Origin of the sequence: Bacillus sp. 220_BSPC, from assembly GCF_001054655.1 — a bacterium.
Lineage (GTDB): Bacteria > Bacillota > Bacilli > Bacillales > DSM-1321 > Peribacillus > Peribacillus frigoritolerans.
The window spans coordinates 1-24999 of sequence record NZ_JVPL01000029.1 but is presented as its reverse complement, the minus strand read 5'-3'; the positions used below and the strand labels follow the sequence as shown (position 1 = coordinate 24999).

Annotated in this window: 22 protein-coding genes and 1 riboswitch; of the genes, 10 read left to right on the top strand and 12 right to left on the bottom strand. The window is 42.9% G+C overall.

The window, feature by feature from the left end:
* Positions 1-106: 106 nt before the first annotated feature.
* The 5 genes from ADA55_RS01915 to ADA55_RS01895 all read right to left on the bottom strand — a co-directional run bounded on the left by ADA55_RS01915 (position 107) and on the right by ADA55_RS01895 (position 4525).
* Complete coding sequence (locus ADA55_RS01915) at positions 107-1024, bottom strand: EamA family transporter (RefSeq protein WP_048678324.1); 918 nt, start codon at positions 1022-1024, stop codon at positions 107-109.
* Between the two features lie 292 nt (positions 1025-1316).
* Positions 1317-1664, bottom strand: coding sequence for a hypothetical protein (locus ADA55_RS01910; RefSeq protein WP_048678321.1), 348 nt, complete (start codon positions 1662-1664; stop codon positions 1317-1319).
* Positions 1665-1677: 13 nt separating this feature from the next.
* On the bottom strand, positions 1678-2208 hold the full coding sequence (locus tag ADA55_RS01905) for an NAD(P)H-dependent oxidoreductase (RefSeq protein WP_048678319.1): 531 nt from the start codon (positions 2206-2208) through the stop codon (positions 1678-1680).
* An 18-nt stretch (positions 2209-2226) separates the two neighbouring features.
* Positions 2227-3831, bottom strand: a complete 1605-nt coding sequence (locus tag ADA55_RS01900) for a DHA2 family efflux MFS transporter permease subunit (protein WP_370023600.1) — start codon at positions 3829-3831, stop codon at positions 2227-2229.
* 55 nt (positions 3832-3886) lie between these two features.
* A complete protein-coding gene (locus ADA55_RS01895; RefSeq protein ID WP_048678315.1) occupies positions 3887-4525 on the bottom strand; it encodes an HlyD family efflux transporter periplasmic adaptor subunit in 639 nt (212 codons plus the stop codon).
* A 328-nt stretch (positions 4526-4853) separates the two neighbouring features.
* Here ADA55_RS01895 and ADA55_RS01890 point away from each other — a divergent pair, with 328 nt between their 5' ends.
* On the top strand, positions 4854-5312 hold the full coding sequence (locus tag ADA55_RS01890; protein ID WP_082196714.1) for a MarR family winged helix-turn-helix transcriptional regulator: 459 nt from the start codon (positions 4854-4856) through the stop codon (positions 5310-5312).
* A 58-nt stretch (positions 5313-5370) separates the two neighbouring features.
* Here ADA55_RS01890 and ADA55_RS01885 read toward each other — a convergent pair whose 3' ends face one another.
* The 4 genes from ADA55_RS01885 to ADA55_RS01870 all read right to left on the bottom strand — a co-directional run bounded on the left by ADA55_RS01885 (position 5371) and on the right by ADA55_RS01870 (position 13340).
* Positions 5371-6462 carry an FUSC family protein gene (locus tag ADA55_RS01885; protein ID WP_048678310.1) on the bottom strand — a complete coding sequence of 364 codons (1092 nt, stop codon included), beginning with the start codon at positions 6460-6462 and terminating at the stop codon, positions 5371-5373.
* A 331-nt stretch (positions 6463-6793) separates the two neighbouring features.
* Positions 6794-11266, bottom strand: coding sequence for a glutamate synthase-related protein (locus ADA55_RS01880; RefSeq protein ID WP_048678304.1), 4473 nt, complete (start codon positions 11264-11266; stop codon positions 6794-6796).
* Positions 11267-11595: 329 nt separating this feature from the next.
* Positions 11596-12885: a glutamate-1-semialdehyde 2,1-aminomutase gene (locus ADA55_RS01875; RefSeq protein WP_034305346.1), complete on the bottom strand. Its 1290-nt coding sequence runs from the start codon at positions 12883-12885 to the stop codon at positions 11596-11598.
* A 128-nt stretch (positions 12886-13013) separates the two neighbouring features.
* Positions 13014-13340 carry a hypothetical protein gene (locus tag ADA55_RS01870; RefSeq protein WP_048678301.1) on the bottom strand — a complete coding sequence of 109 codons (327 nt, stop codon included), beginning with the start codon at positions 13338-13340 and terminating at the stop codon, positions 13014-13016.
* 151 nt (positions 13341-13491) lie between these two features.
* On the opposite strand from ADA55_RS01870, the gene ADA55_RS01865 reads away from it, so the two are divergent.
* The 3 genes from ADA55_RS01865 to ADA55_RS01855 are packed head-to-tail and all read left to right on the top strand — an operon-like array spanning position 13492 to position 16129.
* Positions 13492-14499 carry an ABC transporter ATP-binding protein gene (locus ADA55_RS01865; RefSeq protein ID WP_048678298.1) on the top strand — a complete coding sequence of 336 codons (1008 nt, stop codon included), beginning with the start codon at positions 13492-13494 and terminating at the stop codon, positions 14497-14499.
* Between the two features lie 48 nt (positions 14500-14547).
* Positions 14548-15339 (top strand): ABC transporter permease, encoded by a 792-nt coding sequence (locus ADA55_RS01860; protein WP_048678296.1) that lies wholly within the window; start codon positions 14548-14550, stop codon positions 15337-15339.
* A gap of 4 nt (positions 15340-15343) precedes the next feature.
* A complete protein-coding gene (locus tag ADA55_RS01855; RefSeq protein WP_048678294.1) occupies positions 15344-16129 on the top strand; it encodes an ABC transporter permease in 786 nt (261 codons plus the stop codon).
* Between the two features lie 41 nt (positions 16130-16170).
* Here ADA55_RS01855 and ADA55_RS01850 read toward each other — a convergent pair whose 3' ends face one another.
* Both ADA55_RS01850 and metE read right to left on the bottom strand, forming a co-directional pair.
* A complete protein-coding gene (locus ADA55_RS01850; RefSeq protein ID WP_048678292.1) occupies positions 16171-16647 on the bottom strand; it encodes an acyl-CoA thioesterase in 477 nt (158 codons plus the stop codon).
* On the bottom strand, positions 16640-18949 hold the full coding sequence (metE, locus tag ADA55_RS01845; protein ID WP_181151579.1) for a 5-methyltetrahydropteroyltriglutamate--homocysteine S-methyltransferase: 2310 nt from the start codon (positions 18947-18949) through the stop codon (positions 16640-16642). The genes ADA55_RS01850 and metE overlap by 8 nt, the downstream gene beginning before the upstream one ends.
* A 146-nt stretch (positions 18950-19095) precedes the next feature.
* Positions 19096-19287: riboswitch (cobalamin riboswitch) on the bottom strand.
* A 237-nt stretch (positions 19288-19524) separates the two neighbouring features.
* On the opposite strand from metE, the gene ADA55_RS01840 reads away from it, so the two are divergent.
* From ADA55_RS01840 to perR, 5 genes are all read left to right on the top strand, one after another.
* The gene (locus ADA55_RS01840) at positions 19525-19944 is read left to right on the top strand and encodes a potassium channel family protein (RefSeq protein ID WP_034305333.1); all 420 of its coding nucleotides are present in this window, start codon (positions 19525-19527) and stop codon (positions 19942-19944) included.
* Positions 19945-20006: 62 nt separating this feature from the next.
* Positions 20007-20477 carry a thioredoxin-dependent thiol peroxidase gene (bcp, locus tag ADA55_RS01835; RefSeq protein WP_048678326.1) on the top strand — a complete coding sequence of 157 codons (471 nt, stop codon included), beginning with the start codon at positions 20007-20009 and terminating at the stop codon, positions 20475-20477.
* An 11-nt stretch (positions 20478-20488) separates the two neighbouring features.
* Complete coding sequence (locus ADA55_RS01830; RefSeq protein ID WP_048678286.1) at positions 20489-21598, top strand: aminopeptidase; 1110 nt, start codon at positions 20489-20491, stop codon at positions 21596-21598.
* 149 nt (positions 21599-21747) lie between these two features.
* A complete protein-coding gene (locus tag ADA55_RS01825; protein WP_048678284.1) occupies positions 21748-22692 on the top strand; it encodes a D-2-hydroxyacid dehydrogenase in 945 nt (314 codons plus the stop codon).
* A 155-nt stretch (positions 22693-22847) separates the two neighbouring features.
* A complete protein-coding gene (perR, locus tag ADA55_RS01820) occupies positions 22848-23291 on the top strand; it encodes a peroxide-responsive transcriptional repressor PerR (RefSeq protein WP_034305329.1) in 444 nt (147 codons plus the stop codon).
* A gap of 95 nt (positions 23292-23386) precedes the next feature.
* On the opposite strand, the gene ADA55_RS01815 is transcribed toward perR, so the two are convergent.
* Entirely contained in the window at positions 23387-23740 is a 354-nt protein-coding gene (locus tag ADA55_RS01815) for a YgzB family protein (protein WP_034305326.1), read from the bottom strand.
* Between the two features lie 170 nt (positions 23741-23910).
* Between ADA55_RS01815 and ADA55_RS01810 the strand changes: the two genes are divergently transcribed.
* Positions 23911-24786, top strand: coding sequence for a nucleotidyltransferase-like protein (locus ADA55_RS01810; protein ID WP_048678280.1), 876 nt, complete (start codon positions 23911-23913; stop codon positions 24784-24786).
* Positions 24787-24999 lie beyond the last annotated feature (213 nt).

Below are 24999 nucleotides of genomic sequence, written 5' to 3'. Positions count from 1 at the left end.
TAAAAATAGACAAACTCGATTTTCATCGAGTTTGTCTACAGTCTGAGACCATTCCGCTAAAGGAATGGTCTTCTTTTTTATTCTGAAACGAACTTGTGCATGCACGTTATGAAATCCTTTTTTCATGCAGCGTTTTTTTTCCAGGAAGGAAATGCGGCAGATGCTTTATTCCCTCAGGCAAGGCGATGCCGACGATGATCAAGCACATCCCGAACCATTGCAGTGACGTAACCTGTTCATTCAAGAAGATGACGGAAACGACCATCGCTGAAGGCAGTTCCGCAGCACAAAGAATCGTTCCAAGCCCGACCCCCACTTTCGGTAAACTGACAGCAAAGAAAAAGAAAGGAACTAAAACACCCAATGTGCCGAGCAGCAGACCGTAGTACCATAGGTTCGTCTGGACAAGATTCGTCACAAGTGTGACGGGGTTAGTCGTGAATACAGCAGTCAGCATACCACCCGTTGCAATGAAAAACAGCCGTTTCATGGAAGATTCCCCAACAGCGAATTGAGAGTTGCAGTACATATACAGCGCAAAAAGCAATGCAGACAATAGTCCGAACAATACACCTTTTAGGCTTAGGCCAGATAGAGGCTGACCAAAGATCGCCCCTGCCAATAATGTACCGATGAAAAGAACGAAAATGGCAATGAGTTTATTTTTATCCGGGCGTCTTTTATTTAAGAAGCTTTCAATAAGGACGCCTATCCAGGTAAATTGAAATAAAAAGACAACGGCAATCGAAGCGGGAAGCTCGGATACGGAAACGGCATATGCCTTTCCGACGAAAGTGGACATCATGCCCGTGATTAAAAGTAATCCGGCACTCTTCCATGAAACTTTATATTTAAACGAAAAGAGAAATATAACGGAGACAATCAGCCAACCGACAAGATATTGACTGCCGACCAGTTCTCCAGAAGAATGGCCATCCATGAATCCAAACTTCATCATGGTGGATAAAGTGCCATATGAAATCGAACCGATTAAGACCATTATGGAATACTTCAAAAGTTGCATATTTTCACCCCTATAAAAATAAAAATCGCCACCTGCCAAAAAGGCAAGTGACGAACGAAAAAAGGAAATCCTTTTAAAATTCCGTCTCTCAACAAAAGCTGAGTTTAACAAATTGTATGCGTTGCATTACCTTAGCTTAAAGTCTTTGTGAATATTTGTCAACCAGAAAATAAAGTTAAAGCCTGAACATCGATCACTAAGTTGAAGGTGGTGGCAGAGGTAAGGGAAGATCCATTCAATGGCATATAAAACAAAACCCCCAAATGGCAAATTAGCCTAATGGGGGGGGATTTCAATCGCCATTCTGTCGGAAGTCCTCCAATGTACCACGGTATTCCTTGTCTTTCATTTTGCGAATATCAGGCTTTTTTTCTGCAGTTGGCTCATCATTTGGTTTTTGTTCATGAAGCTTGGAAAGAGCCAAACGATAATCCTGATCTTTCATTTTCAATTCATCATTGTCTGTCGGGGAGATGATTTCGGTAATGGAATCATCTGCAGTCGGGAAAGCGGACTCTTCCAACGAATTCTCTTCCTCGACTGCAGGCAGCTTACCTTCAGGTGATAGGGCTTTGATATTGAATGTGATCAAGCCCGTAACCGCTAATATGGCAACGATGATAATTAGAATTATGCCCATTGAATCAAGCCTCCTAGAGCCCGTTTATAAATGAACGGGTGACATGGGCTACCCGTTTTCCTAATGCTTCTCCAAGCTTCAAGTCATTTTTGGCGATATTGTCATCCACACCGGGCGGACAGCTTATCCCTACTCCATAGTAGGAACCATATAAGGCATTTTCCGGGACAGTGCCGGGCAAGCCGACAATGATCATGCCCTGATGAAGCATAGGGGTGATTAAGTTCAGCATGGTAGCCTCGAGTCCGCCATGTACGGTGGCCGTGGTACAGAACACCGCCCCCACTTTATTGATCAGCGCACCTTCCGCCCATAGATACCCAAGTTTATCGATCCATGTTTTCAAACTCGAACTGATGGTTCCGAAATGACCGGGACAGCCCCAAATGATCGCATCCATTTCCTGAAGCTTATAAACATCCGCCTCGTTTACATGGTCAATGAGAACCTCAGCCCCAGGAACCGCAGCGGCTCCTTGAGCTATTGATTCGGCAAGTGCTTTCGTATGGTTACCTTCACTGTCGTAAACAACATAGATCTTCATTTTAAATCCTCCATTCAATTAAACCGATTTTTTTACTGGCGAAGGAAGCAAAGGTACATCCAAAGGTTCTTGTTTAGCTTGTTTCATTGCTTTATCCTTCCGAACGTCGCGCAAAAATAGTGAGAGAACGATGCCGGCAATTGCGAAGCCTGTTGCCCAAAAGAATGCATCATTGATTCCCATCACATTTGCTTGACCCTGGATTTGAGAAGAAATCAGCGACATGGCAGTTTCCTGTGCCTGTTCACTAGTTTGATTCATCGAAGTCATGATGGATTGAACGATAGTTTGGAAATTCTGAACAAAACCGGGATCACTCGTACTCATTTCCGTTCCTAAAGCAGTTCCATGGAAAGAAGCACGGGTTGTATAAATGGTCGTCACGAAGCTCGTACCAATGGCACCGGTCACTTGTTTCAGCGTATTGCTCATTGCCGTACCATGTGTATTCAAATGCTTAGGCAGTTGATTCATCCCAGCAGTCATGATCGGCATCATCAGTAAAGACATTCCAAGTGCGCGGATGGCATAGATGATGACCAAAGTCGAATAGGTTGTTTCCGTAGTCAATTTAGCGAATTCGAAGGTTGTGACGGCAGTGATCGCCAACCCAATCAGTGCTAATGGACGAGGTCCGATTTTGTCAAATAATGCTCCTGAAATGGGTGACATCACCATCATCACAAGGGCTCCGGGTAGCATCAACAGGCCGGATTGAACTGGTGTGAAGCCTCTTAAAGTCTGCAAATATATAGGCAATAAGAATATCCCGGTAAACATGGCCACTGTGACGATTGCAGAAATGATATTGGATAATACGAACATGTCATACTTAAATACACGGAAGTCGAGCATGGGTGTTTCCGATTTTAGCTGTTGAACCACAAAAAGCGTCAAAAGGATCAGCCCAATGATGATCGTTCCCAGAACGATTGGATCCGTCCAGCTTTTGGAACCTGCTTCACTGACACCGTATAGTAATGATGCAACACCTAGCAAGGATAGAGAGGCACCAAGCAAATCCAATTTGATTTTCTTTGGTTCCGCTACATTACGCATACTTAAAAAGGCGAGTGTCATGACGATCATGCCTAATGGCACCATTGCGTAGAACATGACCCGCCAGCTATATTCCTGAATGACCCAACCTGATAAAGTCGGGCCGATTGCAGGGGCAAACATAATGGCAAGTCCAAAGATCCCCATACCTTTCCCGCGCATTTCCGGAGGGAAGATGAAAAGAATGATCGTCATGACCAAGGGCTGCAGGATTCCGCCGCCAGCGGCCTGAATCAGCCGGCCTGTAAGGATGACGGGGAAATTTGGTGCGATGCCGCAGATGAATGTCCCGACGGTGAATAGAAACATGGCAGCCAGGAATAAAATGCGCGTGCCAAACCGTTCTATTAAAAAAGCGGAAAGTGGAATCAAGGCTCCATTCACGAGCATGAATCCAGTTGATAACCATTGAATCGTAGTCGCGGCTACATTGAATTCTGCCATCATCCTAGGCATGGCGACACTAAGCAGGGTTTGATTCAAAATGACCATGAACAAACCTAGCATTAGGATAATTAACATGGGGGCAAACTGTTTCATTCCCTTGTTTTCATTTACTGTGATGGTTTGAGAAGCCATTTAAAGAAAAGCCTCCTTTCTGTATAACTGTGTAGCCGGTTTATTTAGTCGAAATTTTCACTTCTGCGTTCATTCCAGGCAGAACTTTATCGGATGGTGCTTTGATGGAAATTTTCACTGGTACTTTTTGAGTGACTTTCGTATAGTTTCCGCTGCTGTTTTGATTGCCCATCACTGAAAAGACAGACGTTGTAGCATAACCGATCTGTTCCAATGTACCTTCGAAGACCGTATCGGGATCTCCATCGATGATAATATCGACGCTGTCACCTTTTTCGATATCCTTCAATTTATTTTCTTCAATATTAGCCGTTATGGACAGATCTTCCATATTGATGGTTTGAGCTAGCGTTTGACCTGCTTGAACAAGCTGCTCATCATGCACTTGTGTTTTAACGATCGTACCTTGTGCTGCGGTTTTTACCGCTTCTTTACCGTCTAAGGTAGTTACATTGGCAACTTTGTCATCCTTACTTACACTGTCTCCTTCGTGTAAGTCCCAATCTGCTAGTTTACCGGCAGCGGGGGCAACGATGGTATATAGCTCACCTGACACTTTCGCTTCATCCGTTTTAATGAAATTCGTGCTTTCATAATAGTAATAAGCCCCACCGGCCAATGCCGCTATTATAATAATCAAACCAATGACATTGATTAAAACTAAACGTCCTCTATTCACTTGTTTCGCCTCCAAAAATATATTGATGATGTGTTCCTTTTTTTTGATTTACGTTCATTAGCTAGAAATGACATCGCCTCCTATTCTAAATGTTATTTATTAATTTTAATAAATATTAATTTTTATAAGTATTAATATTATTAAGTAAAGAGTTTACCAGTTTAATTATTTTTTGTCATGTAATTTATTCGGAATAATGGTGGGAAATAAATACAGTGAAATAGTAAAAATTTGAATTTTTTTTAGTTTTAAGGATATATGGAAAGTAAAGTTGACATTGGAATGCCATTTAATTAAATTTAAGAGGTAGGATTGTCCTATATAAGGAGTGAGAAGGCTGGAATTTAAATGGGAAGTAACTAATAGTATAGAGATGCAGATTTTTCGGATTAGGAAGAAGCTTAGGGCCATCGTAGCAAAAAATCTTCAGCCTTATGGATTAACATCGCCTCAGTTTTTCATTTTATTGATATTGAAAAAAGAGGGGTCGATTAAATCGACCCAGCTGGCTGACTTCTTAACCGTAAAGCCAAGTGCGATTACCGTCTTTGTAGATAAGTTGGTCGAAATGGATTATGTGAAACGGCAGCCCTCTGATAAGGATCGCAGGGTCATCAACCTTGAATTGAAAGAGGCTGGGGAAGCGATTTTGGGGAGAGTCCTTGCGGATCATAACAAATTGATGGGCAAGAACTTCAATTCATTCTCGGAAGACGAGCTTCAGGATCTTTTGAAGAAATTGGATACGATTGAAAAGGCTGCTGATAAGAACCTTTTGGATGATTGAATGAGGGCATGCTCTAAATAGAGACGAAAAAAAGACGGTTCCCGGGAACCGTCTTTTTTTAATCTTCTTCATACTGGACAGATATTTCGTTATCTTCCTTATGGAAGGACTGGAAGCTGACGATCAGCTTTTCAAGGTGTTCCAATTGTTCGTCATATTCTATGACTGCAGAAATCAATGGAACAAGGCGGGCAGAGAGGTGGCCTAGGTTATCATGCATTTCGTCCACTTGATTCTGCTGTTCGAAAAAATGGGCGAGCAGCTCTTTACGACTTAAACAATCCTGGTCCCAATCTTCAATCTCCTCGATTGACTTGATTTTTTCGATATGCAGTAATATCAACTGCTCATGCTTGCGAATCAAGGAATCAAGCTGCTGTAGGATGCTCCGTTGGAAATCTTCAGGCATTTGATATACTTCATTCTCGAATTTATGGATTCTCTTCAAGGTTTCAAACGCTTTTTTCGTCGTTATGATCATTTGCCGATAAACGACAAGCTTTCGTGCTTTAGCAACACTGTTCTTCTTGAAATATTCCCGTTCCTCTTTGTACATGGAATAGATATGTTCCAAATCGAGCAACTCCGCCTTCAATCGGCTGATGTCCTTTTTCAATAAAGTGTGTTCTGTAGCATGTCTTGTGCTGATTCTGATCCATTTCAAGATGTCTTCCGTTACATCTGTAATGCGTGTATAAAGCTTTGCTTCGTACTTTGGAGGAATGAAAACAAGATTCACGATAAACGAAGAAACGATTCCAAGCAAAACGGATGAGAGACGAATAAAGGCAAAATTAAGGAATTCCCCGTCCTGGCTTTCCATGATGGCAATGACCGTCACGATGGAAAGGACAATCGTTTTATCCATTTTCAGTTTTAAATTGATGGTTATGACAACCATTACGGCAAGACCGATCATAAAAATATCATTTCCGAACAACAAAACGAAGGAGACAGCAACCAATGCGCCAATGATATTTCCTTGAATTTGCTCCAATACCGTTTGATATGAACGGTAAATGGTCGGCTGTATTGCAAAAATTGCAGCAATCCCAGAAAGGACAGGAGCAGGAAGGTTAAGCAGTTCCGATAGGTAAAGCGCTAAAACAATTGCTATTCCTGTTTTGAGAATGCGGGCACCAAACTTCATATATGGGTTAATCCTTTCTTTGTGTTGTAATGGATCTGGCGAGAAAAGGCTCTATTAATATATAGGCCTTTGCTTAAAGTTGTATTCTAACTTATTTGCTAGTACTTTACACTAAAATAAGATGATGTAAACAAAAAGTAATATACAGGATTTTCCTAAGAGTTACAATAGTTAAAATCAAGTTTAATATATAAAGAAACGATAGGCAATTTCTTGATTGCTTTCAACATTGTTTTTCAAGCGTTTGAAGACGAGCCCAGAGGTATATGACGGGAAAAGGCTGATGCTCGAATTGAAGAGCATCAGCCTTTTTTAATATATATTTTCGGCATCACTCCGTGGATACAGCAGGATCCGCCTGTTCTTTAACTGGAACGACCTGAAGGAAGTGCTCTCCAGGATTCTGAAGCAGTGTCTCTAAAGAGGCCGCTTCTTCGGTTTGGCCATGATCTTTCAAAAGGGCCGTATATTTGCCAAGGAGTTCGGCCACATCCTGCAGGCCTTTTGCAGATAGGGACTCAATGGAAATCTTTGCCCCTTTCGCAACCCGTTTCTTAATGACCTCTTTGGTTAATCCAGATTCAGGCTGTTGCCGTAAATAAACGACACCGCCTGTCATCCCTGCGCAAATCCATGGACCGGGATCACCAAGAACTAAACCTCTTCCATTTGTCATGTATTCAAAAGCGAATCCCTTAATATTGGATGTTACCGCAATATTACCGTTTTCCTTTTTAGGAAGCGGTTGTTTCAATAATCCGCCAATGATCATATCCGCACCGGAAAGCCGGATTCCCGCCCTGGCATCGGCATCTCCCTGGGCAATGAGGAGACCATGCTGTGCACCGTAACCAAAGCCCTTACCGACAGAGCCATTGTAAAACTTCCCATCTTTTCCTGGAGATTTAAAGATGGCAATGTTACCGCCAATCGATGTTTTGCCGATACCATCCTGGGCACCGCCATTCACGCTGATTGAAATTCCCTCCGTATTGTATGCCCCAAGTCCATTACCCGGAATGGAACCATCCTGGTAGGATAGGTGAACGGGAGGAAGTTTTTTGTATGATCCATCCAATCTGCCCCTAACGCGGTGACAGGAGACCCTGCTGCCGAGTACACGCTGCTCGGAAGTGATCGAGCTATAGCTGCGGGATTGCTGCAGGTCATCTACATGCGAATCAAGATATTCGGCGCCAACGGCTACCTGCATGGAGCCTTCATTCAAATATGCCGCCGCTTCCTTATGCGAGAACGGTGTTATATCCAGATTTTTTAATAAATAGGTTAAATCCAATGATTGTTGACCTTTAACTTGCTGCAGCAAATCAGAACGCCCGACGATATCCTGAAGATTCTTCACCCCAAGTGACCCGGTCAAAGATTTGAGTTCTTTTGCAAATGCACTGAACATATTCGTTAACCCCTGAACGGCTAAATCAAATTTACGTGGAACAAAACGGCGCAGCCCGTGTTCTTTCGCCTGAGCTTCCGATTCAATTTGGGTGGCGATGCCCACATGGCAAGTATCAAGGTGACATCCGCGGCACGTTGTGCAGCCGACTGCAATCATCGAAAGGGTCCCAAAGCCTACACGATTTGCCCCAAGCAGCATCACCTTCAAAACATCCAGCGAGCTTTTTAACCCACCGTCAGCCCAAATTTCAACGTTCTGCCGGATACCTGATTCAAGCAGTGCATTATGGGCCGCTTTCACACCGATCTCAACCGGTAGGCCGACATGTGAGAGTGCATGGATCCTGGCAGCACCCGTTCCGCCATCAAAACCGGAAAGCGTTATGATATCGGCCCCGGCTTTTGCGACACCGACAGCAATCGTACCGATGTTTGGAACGACTGGTACTTTGACGGCAACTTTTGCCTTGTCATTTGCCGTTTTTAGCTCATGGATCATTTGGGCCAAATCTTCAATTGAGTATATATCATGGTTATTGGAAGGGGAGATCAAATCGGAACCGATTGTTGCATTTCGGGCTTCTGCGATTTTCGCTGTGACCTTGGAACCGGGAAGGTGACCGCCTTCACCGGGTTTTGCCCCTTGACCAATTTTAATTTCCAATAGATTTGAAGAGTTCAGGAGTTCTGCATTGACACCGAAACGTCCGGAAGCGATTTGCTGTCCGCGGGATTTCGGGTACTTGCCCAGCATATCCTTTATTTCCCCGCCTTCGCCATTCATGCTAATCATGCCTAGCCTCTCGGCAGCTTCTGCATAGGCCCGGAAAGCAATCTCATTTTGTGATCCAAAGGACATGGAGGCTATGACGAACGGCAATTCCTGTTCACCGACCGAAAGGCTGACTTCTTCAGAAGGGACGGAAGCATCTGAAGTTTTTAATGATGTCAAGTGGCGGATCGTCGTCGGATTGGATTCTTCCTGTTCAGTGATCTTTTCGCGATAAGCATCGTAGTCCCCGGTTGAAGCAACTTCCCCGATGGATTTCCAGATTCTAGGGAACAGATGGAAGGTCTTGCCCATCCGTTCTTTTTCATTGCCGTAATCCTCTGCACGCTGGATGGCATCTGCCTTGATTTTATCAAAATTATAGTCCAGATCATTGGATCCGAAGAAATTAGCCACATTTAGATATTTCGCAATTTCCTCATGTAAACCAATGCTTGAGAAAAGTCTTCCATAGCCGCGCAGCTCATGAATGCCAATGGTGGAGATGACTTTCTCAAGCCCTTTCGTCAAGGAGTTATATAGATTGGTAACCCCCTTATGGTCATCTGAAGATAAGGAAAGGAACATATAATAGGGGCTGATTAAGTTGGCCCCAAGACCATAAGAAACGATGATATCATGCAGTGACCTTAGCGATGCTGAACGTAAAAGGATGGAACAATCACGACGCTTGCCTGTACGGACCAACGCTTGGTCGACGGCTGAAGTGACCAGGTGTGGATCAAGCCAAAGGTTGCCGTTTTGATGGGCAAGGGCATCATCCAGAACGAGCAGCGTTTTTCCTTCATCCACAGCATTGACACTTTCATCCGTAATCCTGGTCAGGGCATCCGTGATGTTTTCATCCTCTTTGAATGTACTTGAAATGATGTGCACGAGTTTTTGATCTTGGTTATATTTAATGAACTGGTCGTAGCTTGGCTGGAATACGATGGATGAGCACTCATAACCCGTTGATCCTTCGATCAATAAGGGAGTCAGCAGCTCCGTCACCTTTCCTGCCTTATTCGCTTCGAATAGGGAAGGGCGCTTTCCTATGATCGTCCTTGTTGAGAAGTGCTCGGTTTCCCGGTCCCGGTCGATCGCCGGGTTGGTTACAACGGCCACGCTTTCCTTGATGAAATCAGCAATGTTGGTCCGTTGGGGATTAAGTGCTGCCAGCGGCGCATCATGACCAAGTGAACGAATGGGCTCAGCGCCTTTTTCGGCCATCTGCTCCACTAATTGGACATGCTCCCTTTCCCACCCAAAGGCTTTATACTGACCATTATGAATGGCTTGCGTGTTTGTCATGGAGACAACCTTTTCAAAAGCCTGGGGCTGTAAGCGGACTCGGTCATTGGAAAGGACGAAACGATCATTGAATAGTTCAAACACTTTATCCTGGTAATCCTTGTATGTGTACAATTCAATTCGGTCGCCGTTCCATTTCAACCCGATTTTCTCCCCTGGACCCATCGGCTTCGGATCTCCGGTATATTCACTGGAAGGGATGATTCCTGGTTCGGAAGTGAACATATAGGATGATTCCGTTTCAATATTCCATAACGGGCGCAAGCCTAGAGAGTCGACAGAGAATACGGCTTCATCGCCGAAACGGGAGATGATGCCTGCCGGACCTTGTGCAAAATGACCCCATGCTTCCCTTAAATACGTATATAAGTCTTGTAAGTGCTCGGGATATTCCTTGATTTCGTTGATGATTGGCGGAAACATAAGATCGACAGCTTCAAATAAAGAGTAGCCATGACGGCAGATGAAAGTTTCGATCGTCTTGTTTAAATCCTGAGAGTCGCTTCCATCTTTAGCGATGGGAACTCCGATCATTTTCGCTTCATCACGCAATTTGGCGATGGTATTGATTTCGCCATTATGACCAAGCACGCTGAAAGGCTGGACCCGGAAGAAGCTTGATAGAGTATTGGTTGAAAACCGATTATGTCCCAGTGTCATGGTGGAGGCAGCCAAAGGATCGGCAAGATCAAGATAATAGGCAGGGAGCGTATCCCCCGCACCCATCACTTTGTATACCGCATGATGCTGGCTTAAAGAGGCAACATGGATGAAATCGCTTTTTTCGATGTCGGAAGTCAGCTCAAAAAGAACATTTGAAAGCTCCTGGTTGTTATTGATGGTTGAGGAACAGGCAAATTGCCAGAACACTGGGTCTTCTTGAATGGCAATCGGTCCCAATGCCTCGGAACGGTAGGCTTTATCCGTTTCGAATATCAATGAGAGACCATGTTGGAGCAGTTTCTCCTTAACTTCGATCTTTAAGTCGTTCGCTTCTGTTTTTTTGCTTAGAAATAAGTGGCCGACTATGAAGGTATCTTGATCGACGATGCCTGAATCGACATTTGCCGCTTCAAGTTTCTTTTTCCAAAGAGCCCGGGGAATATCGATATGGATGCCGGCGCCATCGCCCTCACCATTGATGAAGCCGCAGCGATGGTTCATTTTAACCAGGGCGTCGATACAGGCAAAGATGTTTTCGTTAGTAGGGATCTTCTTTTTTTCGATGCAGGAAACGATTCCGCAGGCATCATGTTCTTCCTTGTGAAATTCATTGAATGTAGCAGGTGTCCATTGTTGGGCCATATTTGTGGCTTGAATAAGGTTATCCTTATTCTCTGCCTTTCACCTCCTGTAGCATGTGTTTAATGGGGGAAATATTAGTAAACCCGAACAATAGTCCAAGTTTTGATAGATTGAAAGAAAGTGTATAAATGTATCCATATCATATCATTTAAATATTCAGAAATCAATTTTTTATACAATGGGATGGATGCTGTGATTGATGGGATTTTTGTGAGGATTGGCTTCAAATACTAATATTAAAGATTTATTACAGGGAAATAAGAAACCCTCAAGATAGATGTACATCCTGAGGGTGTATAAAAAATGCATAATTATGCTGATTCGATTTATTATATTAGGTTTTTGAATGCATGTTCAACCGCTTTTAGAGTATAAGCGATATCATCATCCGTGTGAGCGATTGTCAAGAACCAGGCTTCGTATTTGGACGGTGCCAAATTGATTCCCTGATTGAGCATGAGTTTGAAGAACTTGGCGAACATTTCGCCATCCGTATTTTCCGCCTGCTCATAGTTTTCAATTTTTTCTGTCGTGAAATAAATCGTCAATGCCCCTTTAAGGCGGTTGATGGTGATCGGAACATTATATTGGCCAGCCGCTTTCAGGATACCTTCTTCAAGGATTTTCCCCAGGCGGTCAAGCTCTTCGTAAAGCCCCTCTTCTCTAAGTACTTCTAAGCAAGCTATCCCGGAAAGCATGGAAGCCGGATTTCCTGCCATCGTACCAGCTTGGTAGGCTGGTCCCAGAGGTGCGACAGAATCCATGATCTCTTTTTTACCGCCATAGGCACCAATGGGAAGCCCGCCCCCGATGATTTTTCCGAGCGCGGTCAAATCGGGTTGAATTCCCAAGTAGTCCTGTGCCCCTCCATACATGAATCGGAACGCTGTGATGACCTCGTCGAAAATGACGAGTGATCCGGCTTCGTGAGATAATGAAATGACTTCTTCCAGGAAGCCGGGACTTGGTTCCACGATTCCAAAGTTGCCGACGATCGGTTCTACCAACACGCCTGCAATTTCATTGCCCCATTTATCAAGTGCTTCTTTAAATGAACCGATATCATTGAAAGGTACCGTGATGACTTCTTGTGCAATGCTTTTTGGAACGCCTGCAGAGTCCGGTGTACCTAGAGTGGACGGGCCGGAACCTGCAGCGACGAGAACAAGGTCGGAGTGTCCATGGTAACAGCCTGCAAATTTGATGATCTTATCGCGCCCTGTGTAAGCACGGGCAACACGGATGGTGGACATGACTGATTCGGTGCCTGAATTGGTGAAGCGGACTTTATCCATGGAAGGTATGGCTTCTTTCAGCATTTTGGCAAATTTGACTTCATGTTTTGTCGGAGTGCCGTATAAAACGCCGGATTCCGCTGCTTTAACGATAGCCTCCGTAATATGTGGATGCGCATGCCCTGTGATGATCGGGCCATATGCAGCTAAATAATCGATATATTTATTGCCATCAACATCCCAGAAATAAGCCCCTTTGGCATGATCCATCGCAACTGGCGAACCGCCGCCTACAGCTTTGTAAGAACGGGATGGGCTGTTAACCCCGCCAACGATATGTTCCAATGCCTCTTTATGTAAAAGCTCCGAATTTCTAAAATCCAATCTTAAAACCTCCTATAAATATAAACATATTTCCCCTTAATCATAGCACTTTTCTCTCCGGAAATCTGGGGTGGAAGGCTAGGAAATGTGATTCGTACCCTGGTGGAAACGCAACACCCCCAGAAGAATCAGGATTCCGGGCCAACATCTTTTTTGGGGGATCCCAAAACTCCTGTTATGAAAGTAAGGATGGCCAAGATGGTGTCAGGATTTTCGATGTCGAAGGATTGGCGATTCATTTCGCCCTGGGCTTGGTAATAGATTAGCTGCCCGGTTCCTTTCTCTTCATTAATGCGAAGGTGGAAACTGATGGGTGTGCTTTCGATCGACCCGCTGGAATCCCTTTGGATGACCTGGCATAATAATTCACCGTACTCATCTTCATAAAGGAAGTCGTATCGAAGGTCGAAAACGACCTTTTCAATTTGGGATAGTAATAATTTTTTGATATTCATAGCATACTCGTCTCCTTTATATATGTATCTGGTACAACGGCCATTTCCTCCCTGAAAATGGTAGATGGCATCCAAGCATTTTAATTGTCTAAAAAGGTTGGTTTGGATAAACTAATTCATTAGGACAAGAGATTACGGAGGATGTAACAGGATGAGTGATGCAATTCAAGTGAAACAGCTTCGGAAGGAATTTAAGTCGGCATCAAGCCGTTCAGGGCTAAAGGGTGCCTTCCGGGATTTACTTACCAGAAATTATAAGGTCGTCCCTGCCGTCAATGATATCAATTTTACTGTAAAAAAGGGTGAGATGGTAGCTTATATCGGGGAAAATGGTGCAGGGAAATCGACCACGATCAAAATGCTGACAGGTATTTTGGAACCGACAGCAGGCGAAATCACGGTCAATGGCATGAATCCACATAAAGAGAGGGAAAAGTTCACTCAGACTATCGGAGTCGTATTCGGTCAGCGCTCACAGCTTTGGTGGGATATTGCAGTTCAAGAATCGTTTAGGCTGCTAAAAAAGGTCTATAAGGTAACGGATGAACAATATAACGATCATATGGAACATGTCATCAAGACGCTTGATATCGGTCCTTTGCTGGACAAACCAGTGCGTAAACTATCGCTTGGTCAGCGAATGCGCTGCGAACTTGCGGCAGCCTTGATCCATAATCCGCCTTTGCTGTTCCTGGATGAGCCGACAATTGGACTTGATGTGCTCGTGAAAATGAAGATTCGTGAATTCCTGAAAGAAATCAATGAGAAATATAATACGACAATCCTTTTGACCACCCATGATTTGGGGGACATTGAAGCATTATGTGAGCGTGTAATCATGCTTGATGAAGGGCAAATCATCTATGATGGGGAATTGCAGAGTTTGAAAGATAACTGGGCTGAGGAAAAACAGATCCATTTTCAATTCATCAAGCCGATCGCATTGAAGGAATTACAATCATTAGCGCTCCCATTTACCGCTAACTGGGTTTATGATGAGAAAAGTCAAACTTACATTGCCTTGTTGAAAGAAGAAGGTGATCATATTTCACAGCTTGTTTCAGCTGTCGTATCTCATTTTAAAATAAAAGACATCAAAATACATGAAACGTCCATTGAAGAGATCGTTCGCAATATTTACGAAGAAGGCACTGTCTGACTCTCTTATCATTAAGAAACAACGTGTCTATCAAGAAGGGGGAGGGCCATGGGGAAGTATCTTGCCATGATCCGCATGCGTTTTTTAATGATGCTTGCGTATCGAACGGATTATTATACTGGCATTTTAATTTATAGCATTAATATCGGTGCTTATTATTTCTTATGGAATGCGATATATGGAGAAAAAAGCTCCATCGAAGGACTTTCAAGCATGCAGATGACAACCTATGTCGCAGTTGCATGGATGGCGCGCGCTTTTTATTTCAATAATATTGACCGCGAAATCGCCACTGAGATTAAAGACGGCAAGGTTGCCATTGAGATGATCCGGCCTTATAACTATTTAGGCATGAAAACGATGCAAGGACTTGGGGAAGGGATATTCCGTTTCTTCTTCTTCTCGATTCCGGGGATGCTGCTGGTAGCTTTCATTTTTCCTATCGAATTGCCGCATGAGCCGGTTACGTGGGGGATGTTCGGCATTTCCTTGCTGTTCAGCTTCATCATCAATACACAAATTAACTTATTGACGGGAATCACTACCTTTTTCTTATATAATAATGCCGGATTAATCCGCGCTAAAAGGGTTATCATTGATTTATTTTCCGGTCTGCTGCTGCCCATCAGTTTCTACCCGATATGGGCGCAGGAAGTGATGAAATATTTACCCTTTCAAGGGATCAGCTATGTACCAAGCATGATTTTTACGAACGGTTACAGTTCAGGCGAAATTGGCATGGCGCTTTTACAGCAGTTAATTTGGTGCATCATTCTCATAATACCGATTCAGCTTTTATGGATAGTCGCAAAAAAACAGCTGATTATTCAAGGAGGTTGACGGGATGTTTTATGTATCGATGTTTTTTCAATATGTGAGTCAATATATGAAAACAAGATTGCAATACAGAGCGGATTTCTTCATGGAAATCCTATCTGACCTGCTCAATCAGGTCGTGAATCTGGTATTTATCTTAGTCGTTTTTGGACATACCCAATTTTTAAGCGGCTGGAGCCGTGAAGAAATTATATTCATTTATGGGTTTTTCCTTATCCCATTCGCCCTTTTTTCAGCCTTTTTCAACATCTGGGACTTTAATGACCGCTATATCGTCAAAGGTGAAATGGACCGGATATTAACAAGACCGATCCATAGCCTGTTTCAAGTCATTTTAGAAAGAATCGAGCTTGAAGCGTTATTTGGTGTTGTGACCGGTTTGATCATCATATTCTATTCGGGGATTTCATTGGATTTGCAGCTTGCGTGGTATGACCCGATTCTTTTCATCATTTTTGCAATAGGTGGGGCCCTTGCCTATGCAGCCATATTCGTTGCGATAGCAAGCATTGGGTTCTGGTCGGATGCGAAAACATCCATCATGCCAATGATGTACAATATCGGGAACTACGGGCGCTATCCTGTTGATATTTATAATAAGGTCATCCGTTTTGTCCTTACATGGGTGCTGCCATTCGCGTTTGTCGGTGTCTATCCGGCATCTTATTTCCTAAGAAAAGAAGAGTGGTATGCATATGCATTTGCCACACCTGTAATTGGGGTTGCCTTTTTCGTGATATCCGTTTTCATATGGAATCAGGGAGTGAAGAGGTACCGCGGGGCAGGGAACTGAAAGAACCCCTTCAACAGCATTCATGTTGAAGGGGTTTTTGTTTAGTTCCGTTTTTTCTTTCTTTCGATATATCTAGCTTTGGCTTGAACATATTGCTGTTTTTCCTCTTCCGTTTCCGGAATGACCTGAGGGACGTTTGTCGGCTTACCGTCTTCATCAATGGCCAGCATCGTTAAAAAAGCGCGTGCCGTTAGCTGTTTTTCACCTGTTAATAGGTTCTCACGTTCCACTTTCACGAATACCTCCATTGATGTGCGATGAGCACAGGTGACATAAGCTTCAAGGTTGATCGCGTCCCCTGTTTTGATGGGGGCCAAAAAATCAAAAGAGTCGCTAGAAGCAGTCACAACAGGTTTTCGACAATGGCGCATAGCGGAAATGCAAGCTATTTTATCAACATAGGCCATTACTTTTCCGCCAAAGATGGTATTATGATGATTTGTATCCGGTGGAAAAACAAGGTCGGTTAAAAAAGTCCGTGACTGCTGTGTTGGATGGGCAACGTTCTTCTCAATCATTTGCCTGTTGGTTTACTAAAAGGTTTTCACGGACGATTTTTGCTGCTTCGACCATGTTTTTCAGGGAAGCGACGGTTTCCGGGATACCCCTTGTTTTCAGGCCGCAGTCGGGATTGATCCAAAACTGGTCTTTATCCAATACCTTTATGCCCCGTTCAATCATATCGACCATTTCTTCCACTGCCGGCACACGCGGGCTGTGAATATCATACACCCCCAGGCCAATGCCTTTTTCATATGTTTTTTCCTCGAATGCGGAAGCGAGCTCCCCATGACTGCGGGATGTTTCGATGGAAATTACATCGGCATCGAGGGAGGAGATGACGTCCATGAAACTGTTGAAGTCGCAATAGCACATATGCGTGTGAATTTGGGTTGTATCCTCCACGCTTGATGTGGATATCAAGAATGAATTCACTGCCCAGTTCAAATACTCGTCGCGATCGCTTTTTTTCAATGGCAGACCTTCTCTAAGTGCAGGTTCATCAACCTGAATCATTTTAATTCCAGCAGATTCCAAGGCAATGATTTCTTTTTCCAAAGCGAGCGCCAGCTGATAGCAAACATTCTCCCTGGAAATATCATCACGGACAAATGACCAGTTCAAAATCGTAACAGGACCTGTCAGCATTCCCTTCACCGTCTTCTTCGTCAGTGATTGTGCGTATACACTTTCCTTGACTGTCATCGGTTCGATGAAATGGATGTCGCCGTAGATGACTGGAGGTTTCACACAGCGGGATCCATAGGATTGTACCCAACCCTTTTCTAAAAAGACGAATCCGCCTAATTTATGGCCGAAGTATTCAACCATATCCGTCCGTTCGAATTCCCCGTGAACGAGAACATCCAAACCGATTTCTTCTTGGATTTCGATCCACCTAACGATTTCTTCGTTAACGTATGTTTCATATTGCTGGGCTGTCCATTCTCCTCTATTGAATTTCCCGCGTGCTTGTTTAACTTCAAATGTCTGCGGAAAGCTGCCGATCGTAGTCGAAGGGAGAAAAGGCAATTTGAAAAATTCCTGTTGTTTTTGGTAACGGTCTTTAAATGGAAGCTGACGGCCGGCGGTCCTGGTTTTAACCTTTTCGACATTGGATTGTACAGACCCGTGATTTCGGACATTTGAATTGGCTAACGTTTGAATCGTAAATTTATTGGCATCGACTTTTTCGGCGATTGCTTCAATGCCTTGATTATTCCCTTTGACCAAAAGTGTGATTTCCTCAAGTTTCTCATCAGCGAAAGCAAGGGCCTCTTTCACTTCTTTTGAAAGGGCGGTTTCATTACGAACGGTCACCGGGACATGAAGCAGGGAACAAGAGGGCTGTAGCCAGATTTGGTCCTCGGCTACCTGTTTCTTAAGTGTCTCGATCAATTCGATTTTTTGGGATAAATCAGATAGCCAAATGTTTTTTCCGTCAATCACACCCGCTGCAAGCACTTTGTCCTTCGGGAAACCGAATGCCTCAAGGTTACTTAAATTCCTCCCTTTATCATGTACAAAATCAAGACCGATCCCTTGGACTTGTAATTCGATGACTTCTTGGTAATGTTCCACCGCATCAAAGTATGTTTGTAGCATGATGTTCAGGTTTGGTGCTGCTTCATTCAGTTTTTCATAGAGGTAAGTAACGGTTTGCATATCATCCTTGGAAATGGATGAAACAAGGGAAGGTTCGTCCATTTGAACCCACTTCACGCCTTCTTGCTCCAACTCCCGCAGGATTTGCGTATATAGGGGAAGCAGGCTCAGGATTATGCCAGGGATTTCTTGTTTATTGAAGCCTTTTGAAAGGGAGAGGAAAGTATAAGGTCCGATCAAAACGGGCTTCGTTTCGATCCCTAGCTTTTCCTTGGCTTCCCGATATGCTGTAAGTGGTTTATTTTCTGTTAAAGTAAGCTGTGCCAGTTTTAATTCAGGGACAATATAGTGATAGTTCGTATTGAACCATTTCGTCATTTCGGAAGCGACTTCATCATTGTTTCCGCGGGCCATTGAATAATAAACGGAAAGGGGGACGCTTCCGCCTTCATAAGCTGAATAACGTTCAGGAACAAGACCGAACATGACGGACATATCGAGCATTTGATCATAAAAAGTGAAGTCGTTGACAGGGATGATATCAATGCCTTGTTTCTTCTGTTTTTGTAAGTTGCCTAAACGGATGGCTTTTAGTTGTGACGTAAATTCCGCTTCATCGATTTTACCGGACCAGTAAGCTTCCAATGTACGTTTCCATTCACGATCTTCCCCGATTCGAGGGTAACCCAAACTGCTGCTTTTCAAAATTCCCATCCTCCTACATTCATTTGATCGAACAATAAAAAAAGCATTCCTAACCGTCAAAAAAGAAAGTTAGAAATGCTTAAAATAAAGAGGCATGCAAAATGCCCCTTACAATTATAAGGTCCCTAACACCTCCCTATCTCCCGTAGGTTAAAACAGTGTTGTCGAAATAGGCAGGTCTCCTGACTTAGGGAATATCATTAGCGGCTGGCCTTCCCGATCCGTTGATCAGTGGCATATTGAATGACGCTAACATTCCCATTACAGTGGCGGGACCGTGCCGGAATTACACCGGACTTCCCTTTTAATCCTAATGAAAATTAGGAACCTATTTCCACATATGAAATTTTGCAAAACCTGCCTTGTTAACTGTTTGCAGGTAAAATATTTATAAAATAAAAACTATTATAAAAATTTAGACAATCTTAACATATCCGACCAAGAGGGTCAACATGGAAAAAAGATTCGGGAAAGTTTCCGTTTAATGAGTTAGTCGGTGATAGGGCTGATTCCTAAAAAAGAATATATTGTTTGGACAGGGAGTATGTATAGAGGGAGTGGCGTTTTGAAATGGGGCGTGGGGGATGACTTTCTACATCTTGATTGCAGGAATCATTTTTTGCATGGTGATGAGCATTCGTACGTTATTTCTTGTTGAGTCGGGAGGAAAGAAGTTTTCTCTTGAGGATATGCTGTGGCTTGGCAATTTATATGCGACGATATTAGTTGGATTTGCACTGATTTATTTATTATACGAGCTTCAGAATCATTCGGTGATTCTTGATATGGGCAATCGGTTGGATGGGACTTTCTATGAACAATTGAAGACTTCTTTTTATTTTAGTGCGATGACGATGTTTTCTGTAGGGTATGGAGATATAGCCCCGATTGGCATGGGCAGGATGATAGCTACCATTCAGGCCTTCATTGGGTATACACTGCCGGCAGCGTTCGTGATTCGGACGGTGATCGATCTGGAGCAGAAAGATAGGAAGGATAAATGAAAGTTGTGTTTCTTTCGATTATTGGGTACTCTTACCATAATGAAAGAAATGGAGGGTTCAATATGACTGTTAAAATTGGAGAAAAAGCACCTGATTTCAAACTCCCTGCAAACAATGGTGAAATGGTTTCCCTATCGGATTTTAAGGGGAAAAACATTGTTTTATATTTTTACCCAAAAGACATGACGCCAGGTTGCACGACGGAGGCCTGTGATTTCCGGGACCATAATGAGCAATTCGAGGAATTGAACGCGGTAATCCTTGGTATCAGCCCAGATCCAGCGGCACGTCATGAAAAATTCATCGAAAAACATGGATTGCCTTTTCTGCTGCTGGCTGACGAAAATCATGAAGCGGCTGAATCATTTGATGTTTGGCAATTGAAAAAGAACTTCGGCAAGGAGTATATGGGCATTGAACGTTCAACTTTCCTGATTGATAAGGTTGGAAATGTAGTCAAAGAATGGCGTAAAGTAAAGGTTAAAGGCCACGTCGAAGAAGCGCTTGAAACTCTTCGCGAACTCGAAAAATAAGGGATAGGCAGATGAAGGATGAGAGGATAACGAAGCTTGCAGCCAGGCTGATTCATCATTCGATACAATTACAGCCTAAAGAGAGAATCCTCATACGGGGGCATATCAACACGAAACCATTATTGAAAGAGTTGATTGATGAAATATACAGAGTGGGTGCTTATCCATATGTGGAACTCGAGGACGATGAGATAAGCCGCCACCTGTTACTAGGGAATGTGAAGGAGCAGCTTGACACAGCTTCACAATGGGCCTTGAAGAAATATACGGATATCGATGCGGTCATCATCATCACTGGGGAAGAAAACAATGCGGAAATGACTGATGTTCCCATCGAGAGGCACCGTCTTCAAGGGGAGGCCATGAATTCCCCTACACTTTTTTATGTAAACAACCGACGTTGGGTCTTACTTAATTACCCCACCAAGGCATCAGCGCAAAAAGCCGGCATGACCTTCAATAGATACGAAGACTTTCTTTTGAACGTCTGCACAATGGATTACGGGAAAATGGAGGCGGCTTTGAAGCCGTTAAAACAATTGATGCAACGTACTGACAAAGTCAGGATCGTTTCACCAAGGACAGATTTGACCTTTTCCATCAAAGGCATGCCAGCCGTCATATGTGCCGGAAAAAAGAATTTACCGGATGGGGAAGTATTTACGGCACCCATAAAAGATAGTCTCAATGGAAGGATATCCTTCAACACACCCACAACCTATGAAGGAATCACCTTTAGTGACATAGAATTAAACTTCAAAAAGGGGAAAATCATTAAAGCGACTTCCAATCGTGATCCTGAAATGAACCAAATCCTGAATATTGATGAAGGGTCCCGGTTTATAGGGGAGTTCGCTATTGGAATCAATCCATACATATTGGAACCTATGGACGATATTTTGTTCGATGAGAAAATAAGCGGGAGTCTGCATTTGGCTCTTGGGATTGCCTATGATGAAGCGGATAATGGAAACCGGTCATCGATACATTGGGATATGGTCTTGATCCAGCGCCCGGAATATGGGGGCGGTGACATCTATTTCGACGACGTCCTGATCAGAAGGGATGGCTTTTTTGTTTTGCCGGAATTACATGCATTAAACCCAAATTCTTTAAAATAAAGCCTTTTTTAATAAGGGTAAGGCTTTTGTCCAACTCAAAAAGGGGACACCCGAATATGCTTTATTAAGGGAATACCTCCTCAGAGAAAGTTGCGCGGGACACATAGAGCCCGTGTTTTTTTTATGTTAATTAAAAGGGAGAGATAAACATGTTAGTACTTTCGACTGTCATTCCGAATGAAGGTATCCAAACGAAAATGATGAAAGCTTTTCCTGATTTGAACTTCATTTATCAAAAAGGATGGAAGGATGGGCCGCTTCGTGAAGCGGAAATCTTAATTACATATGGTGAAGATTTAACTGAAGAAATCATTGGGAAAGCAGCGAACTTGAAATGGATCATGGTCATGAGTGCAGGGATGGAACTAATGCCATTTAAAGCCATCGAGGAACGAGGCATTATGGTGACCAACGCTAGAGGCATTCATAAAATCCCGATGGCCGAGTATACGATAGGGATGCTTTTGCAATATGAAAAGAAATTGAAGCTGCTTATGAAGAATGAAAAGGAAGAATTATGGGATAGAAAGATTGAAGTCGGGGAATTGAATGGCAAGACTATGCTCGTAATGGGTGTGGGTGCAATTGGAGGGGAAGTGGCTCGACTTGGGAAAGCCTTTGGGATGAAGACGATAGGCATGAACCGGAGCGGGAAACCGGTGGAATCCATCGATCACCTTTATGACCTGGAGCATTTATTGGAAGCCATACCGGGAGCCGATTATATTGTATCCGTCCTGCCAAGTACGGATGAAACGAAGGGCCTTCTGCAAAAAGAACACTTCAAAGCCATGAAAGAATCTGCAGTATTCGTGAATATTGGCCGCGGCGACCTGATTAACGATGAAGTGCTGATCGAAGCCCTGGATGCCGGGGAATTGTCTCATGCCATCTTGGATGTATTTGATCCGGAACCTTTAGGAAAAGGGCATCCGTTTTGGAGGATGGAGAATGTTACAGTCACACCGCATCTTTCAAGTAAAAGCGGAGAATATTTACCAAGGACCTTTTCCATATTCGAAAAAAATATGCGTGAATACCTGAGAGCTGGAAAAGACTTCACCAACGTAATCGACTTATCTAGGGGATACTAAACCCAATGCAAAAATGGGAAAGAATCAAAGTCTTCATGAATAAACTAAAAAAAATGGTTAAGCCATTGAATTATTGACAAATTCAACGTATAAAAGGTACACTATTTATAAACATTATAATTTAAGAATGCATACTTAATGAGAAAAAGAGGTGGATGACGGTGTCTGAAGTTCAGTTAAAAGAAGCGTTGGATTCCTTAAAAGATACCGGTGTAAGAATAACTCCTCAACGCCATGCGATACTTGAGTATTTGATAAGCTGCATGTCCCACCCTACCGCTGATGATATATATAAAGCGCTGGAAGGCAAGTTTCCGAATATGAGTGTGGCAACGGTTTATAACAACCTGCGTGTGTTCCGTGAGGTAGGTTTGGTAAAAGAACTTACGTATGGTGATTCTTCGGCAAGGTTTGATTTTGTGACGACGAATCATTATCATGTAATTTGCCAAACTTGCGGGAAAATTGTTGACTTCGATTATCCTGCTTTGGATGAAGTCGAGCATTTCGCAGCACAAGTCACTGGTTTCAATGTTAGTCACCATCGGATGGAAATCTACGGCGACTGTATGGATTGTGCGAAAAAAGAATCGCATTAAAAAAAGTTCCTCCACTTGGTTGGAACTTTTTTTCATGTTATGAAGAAATGATACAATTGTTAAAGCCTTCTTGAAAGGGAATTCAGCTAATCGACTTAGTCATGCAGGCTTTTCCGGTTATATTTCTCATTGAATTCTTCGCCTTCCAACTTTTTGTCAAGTGTCAATGGTTCTTCACAATGCATGCAAATATCTACACGTCCTAGTATTTTTGTAGGTTTGCTGCAGTTAGGGCAGACAACCTGGATCGATTTTGTAGAAAGCATTCCAATCCAGAAATAAACCCCTGTGCTTGCGATTATGAATAAAAGGCCCAGCCCCATGAAAATCGTCATGACAACAGGATGTGTTTTGAAGAAAAGCCCAAGGTACATTACGATAAAGCCAATGAAGATCAAACTCAAAGCAAAAGTGCGTATTTTATTGATTTTGCTAGAATATTTAGCCATGGATTGTCCCTCCTAAAATATAACTTTAACTATAACATAAACAATGGATGGAACAAAAAAGAAATAAAGGATACATATTACTTTTGAATTGAAATGATTGTAAGGGAACTAAGCAGGAATTTGAAGAGTTTTGTCGAAAATCTAAAAAAAAGGTTTTGGAGGAATTTATGATGGAAGATATCCTTCGCCCGATTTATCAAGAGCGAGCAAGTTTAAAATCTACACTTGGAATCTTGTTAGTAGAAAAAAGAGATGATAATAGCCCGATTACCGATACGTTTGACTACATCCTTTTTGTAATTGCAGACGAAGCAGAAGAGGCCGTGTTTTTAAAACATTACACATACCAGGATAAAAAGGCGGCCCTGCATATCGTAAAGGAAGACCAGTTAAAAGAATGGCTCCTATTAGGCACGAACCGCAAAGTGGTTGACTGGATATATAACGGGAAGGTCCTTTTTGACCGTAATGAATATTTGGACCGATTGAAAAGCGAACTCCGGGAGTTCCCCTTCTATGGAAGGAAGTTAAAGATGGGGATGGAGTTCGCGAAGTTAATTCGCAGGTACATGGATGGAAAAAGCTTCTTTGAAAAAGGCCATCATCTTGAGGCATACAATCATATCGTTCATTCCCTGCATCATTTGGCCCGTTTGGAGATAATAGAACAAGGCTTTTATCCGGAGGTTACTGTCTGGAACCAAGTGAAGCATATGGAACCTGAAATTTACAAGTTGTATAAAGAATTGATCAGCAGTGAGGAAACGCTCGAAAAAAGATTGGAGCTTCTATTCCTTGCGAGTGAATTTCTCATTTATTCGAGGACGAATGCAGGTTCACAGCATTTGATCGAAATAATGGGGATGAAAGAAGAACCGTGGACGATTGCGGAGCTTATGGAGCATCCGGAAGTTAAGTTTTATTCAGTCGACCTAGGCGTTTTATTGGAATACTTGATAGAGAAGAAGGTAATCGACGTCATCAAAGCGGAGACAAAAGGGCACGAGGTATATCATCGGTTTTATCGTGTATCAAAAAACTTTTAAAAAAATTCATTTTTATTGTTGACCAATAATAATATAGGTGTTATATTAATACATGTCGCTGCGGGACATCAGCTTTCGCAGCTTCATCAAAACAAAAAAAATAAAAAAACATGTTGACAACAGAGTTGAAAACATGATAAGATGTAAAAGTCGCTTACGAAGTAGACGACATCGAAATTGCTCTTTGAAAACTGAACAAAACAAAGCGCCAAC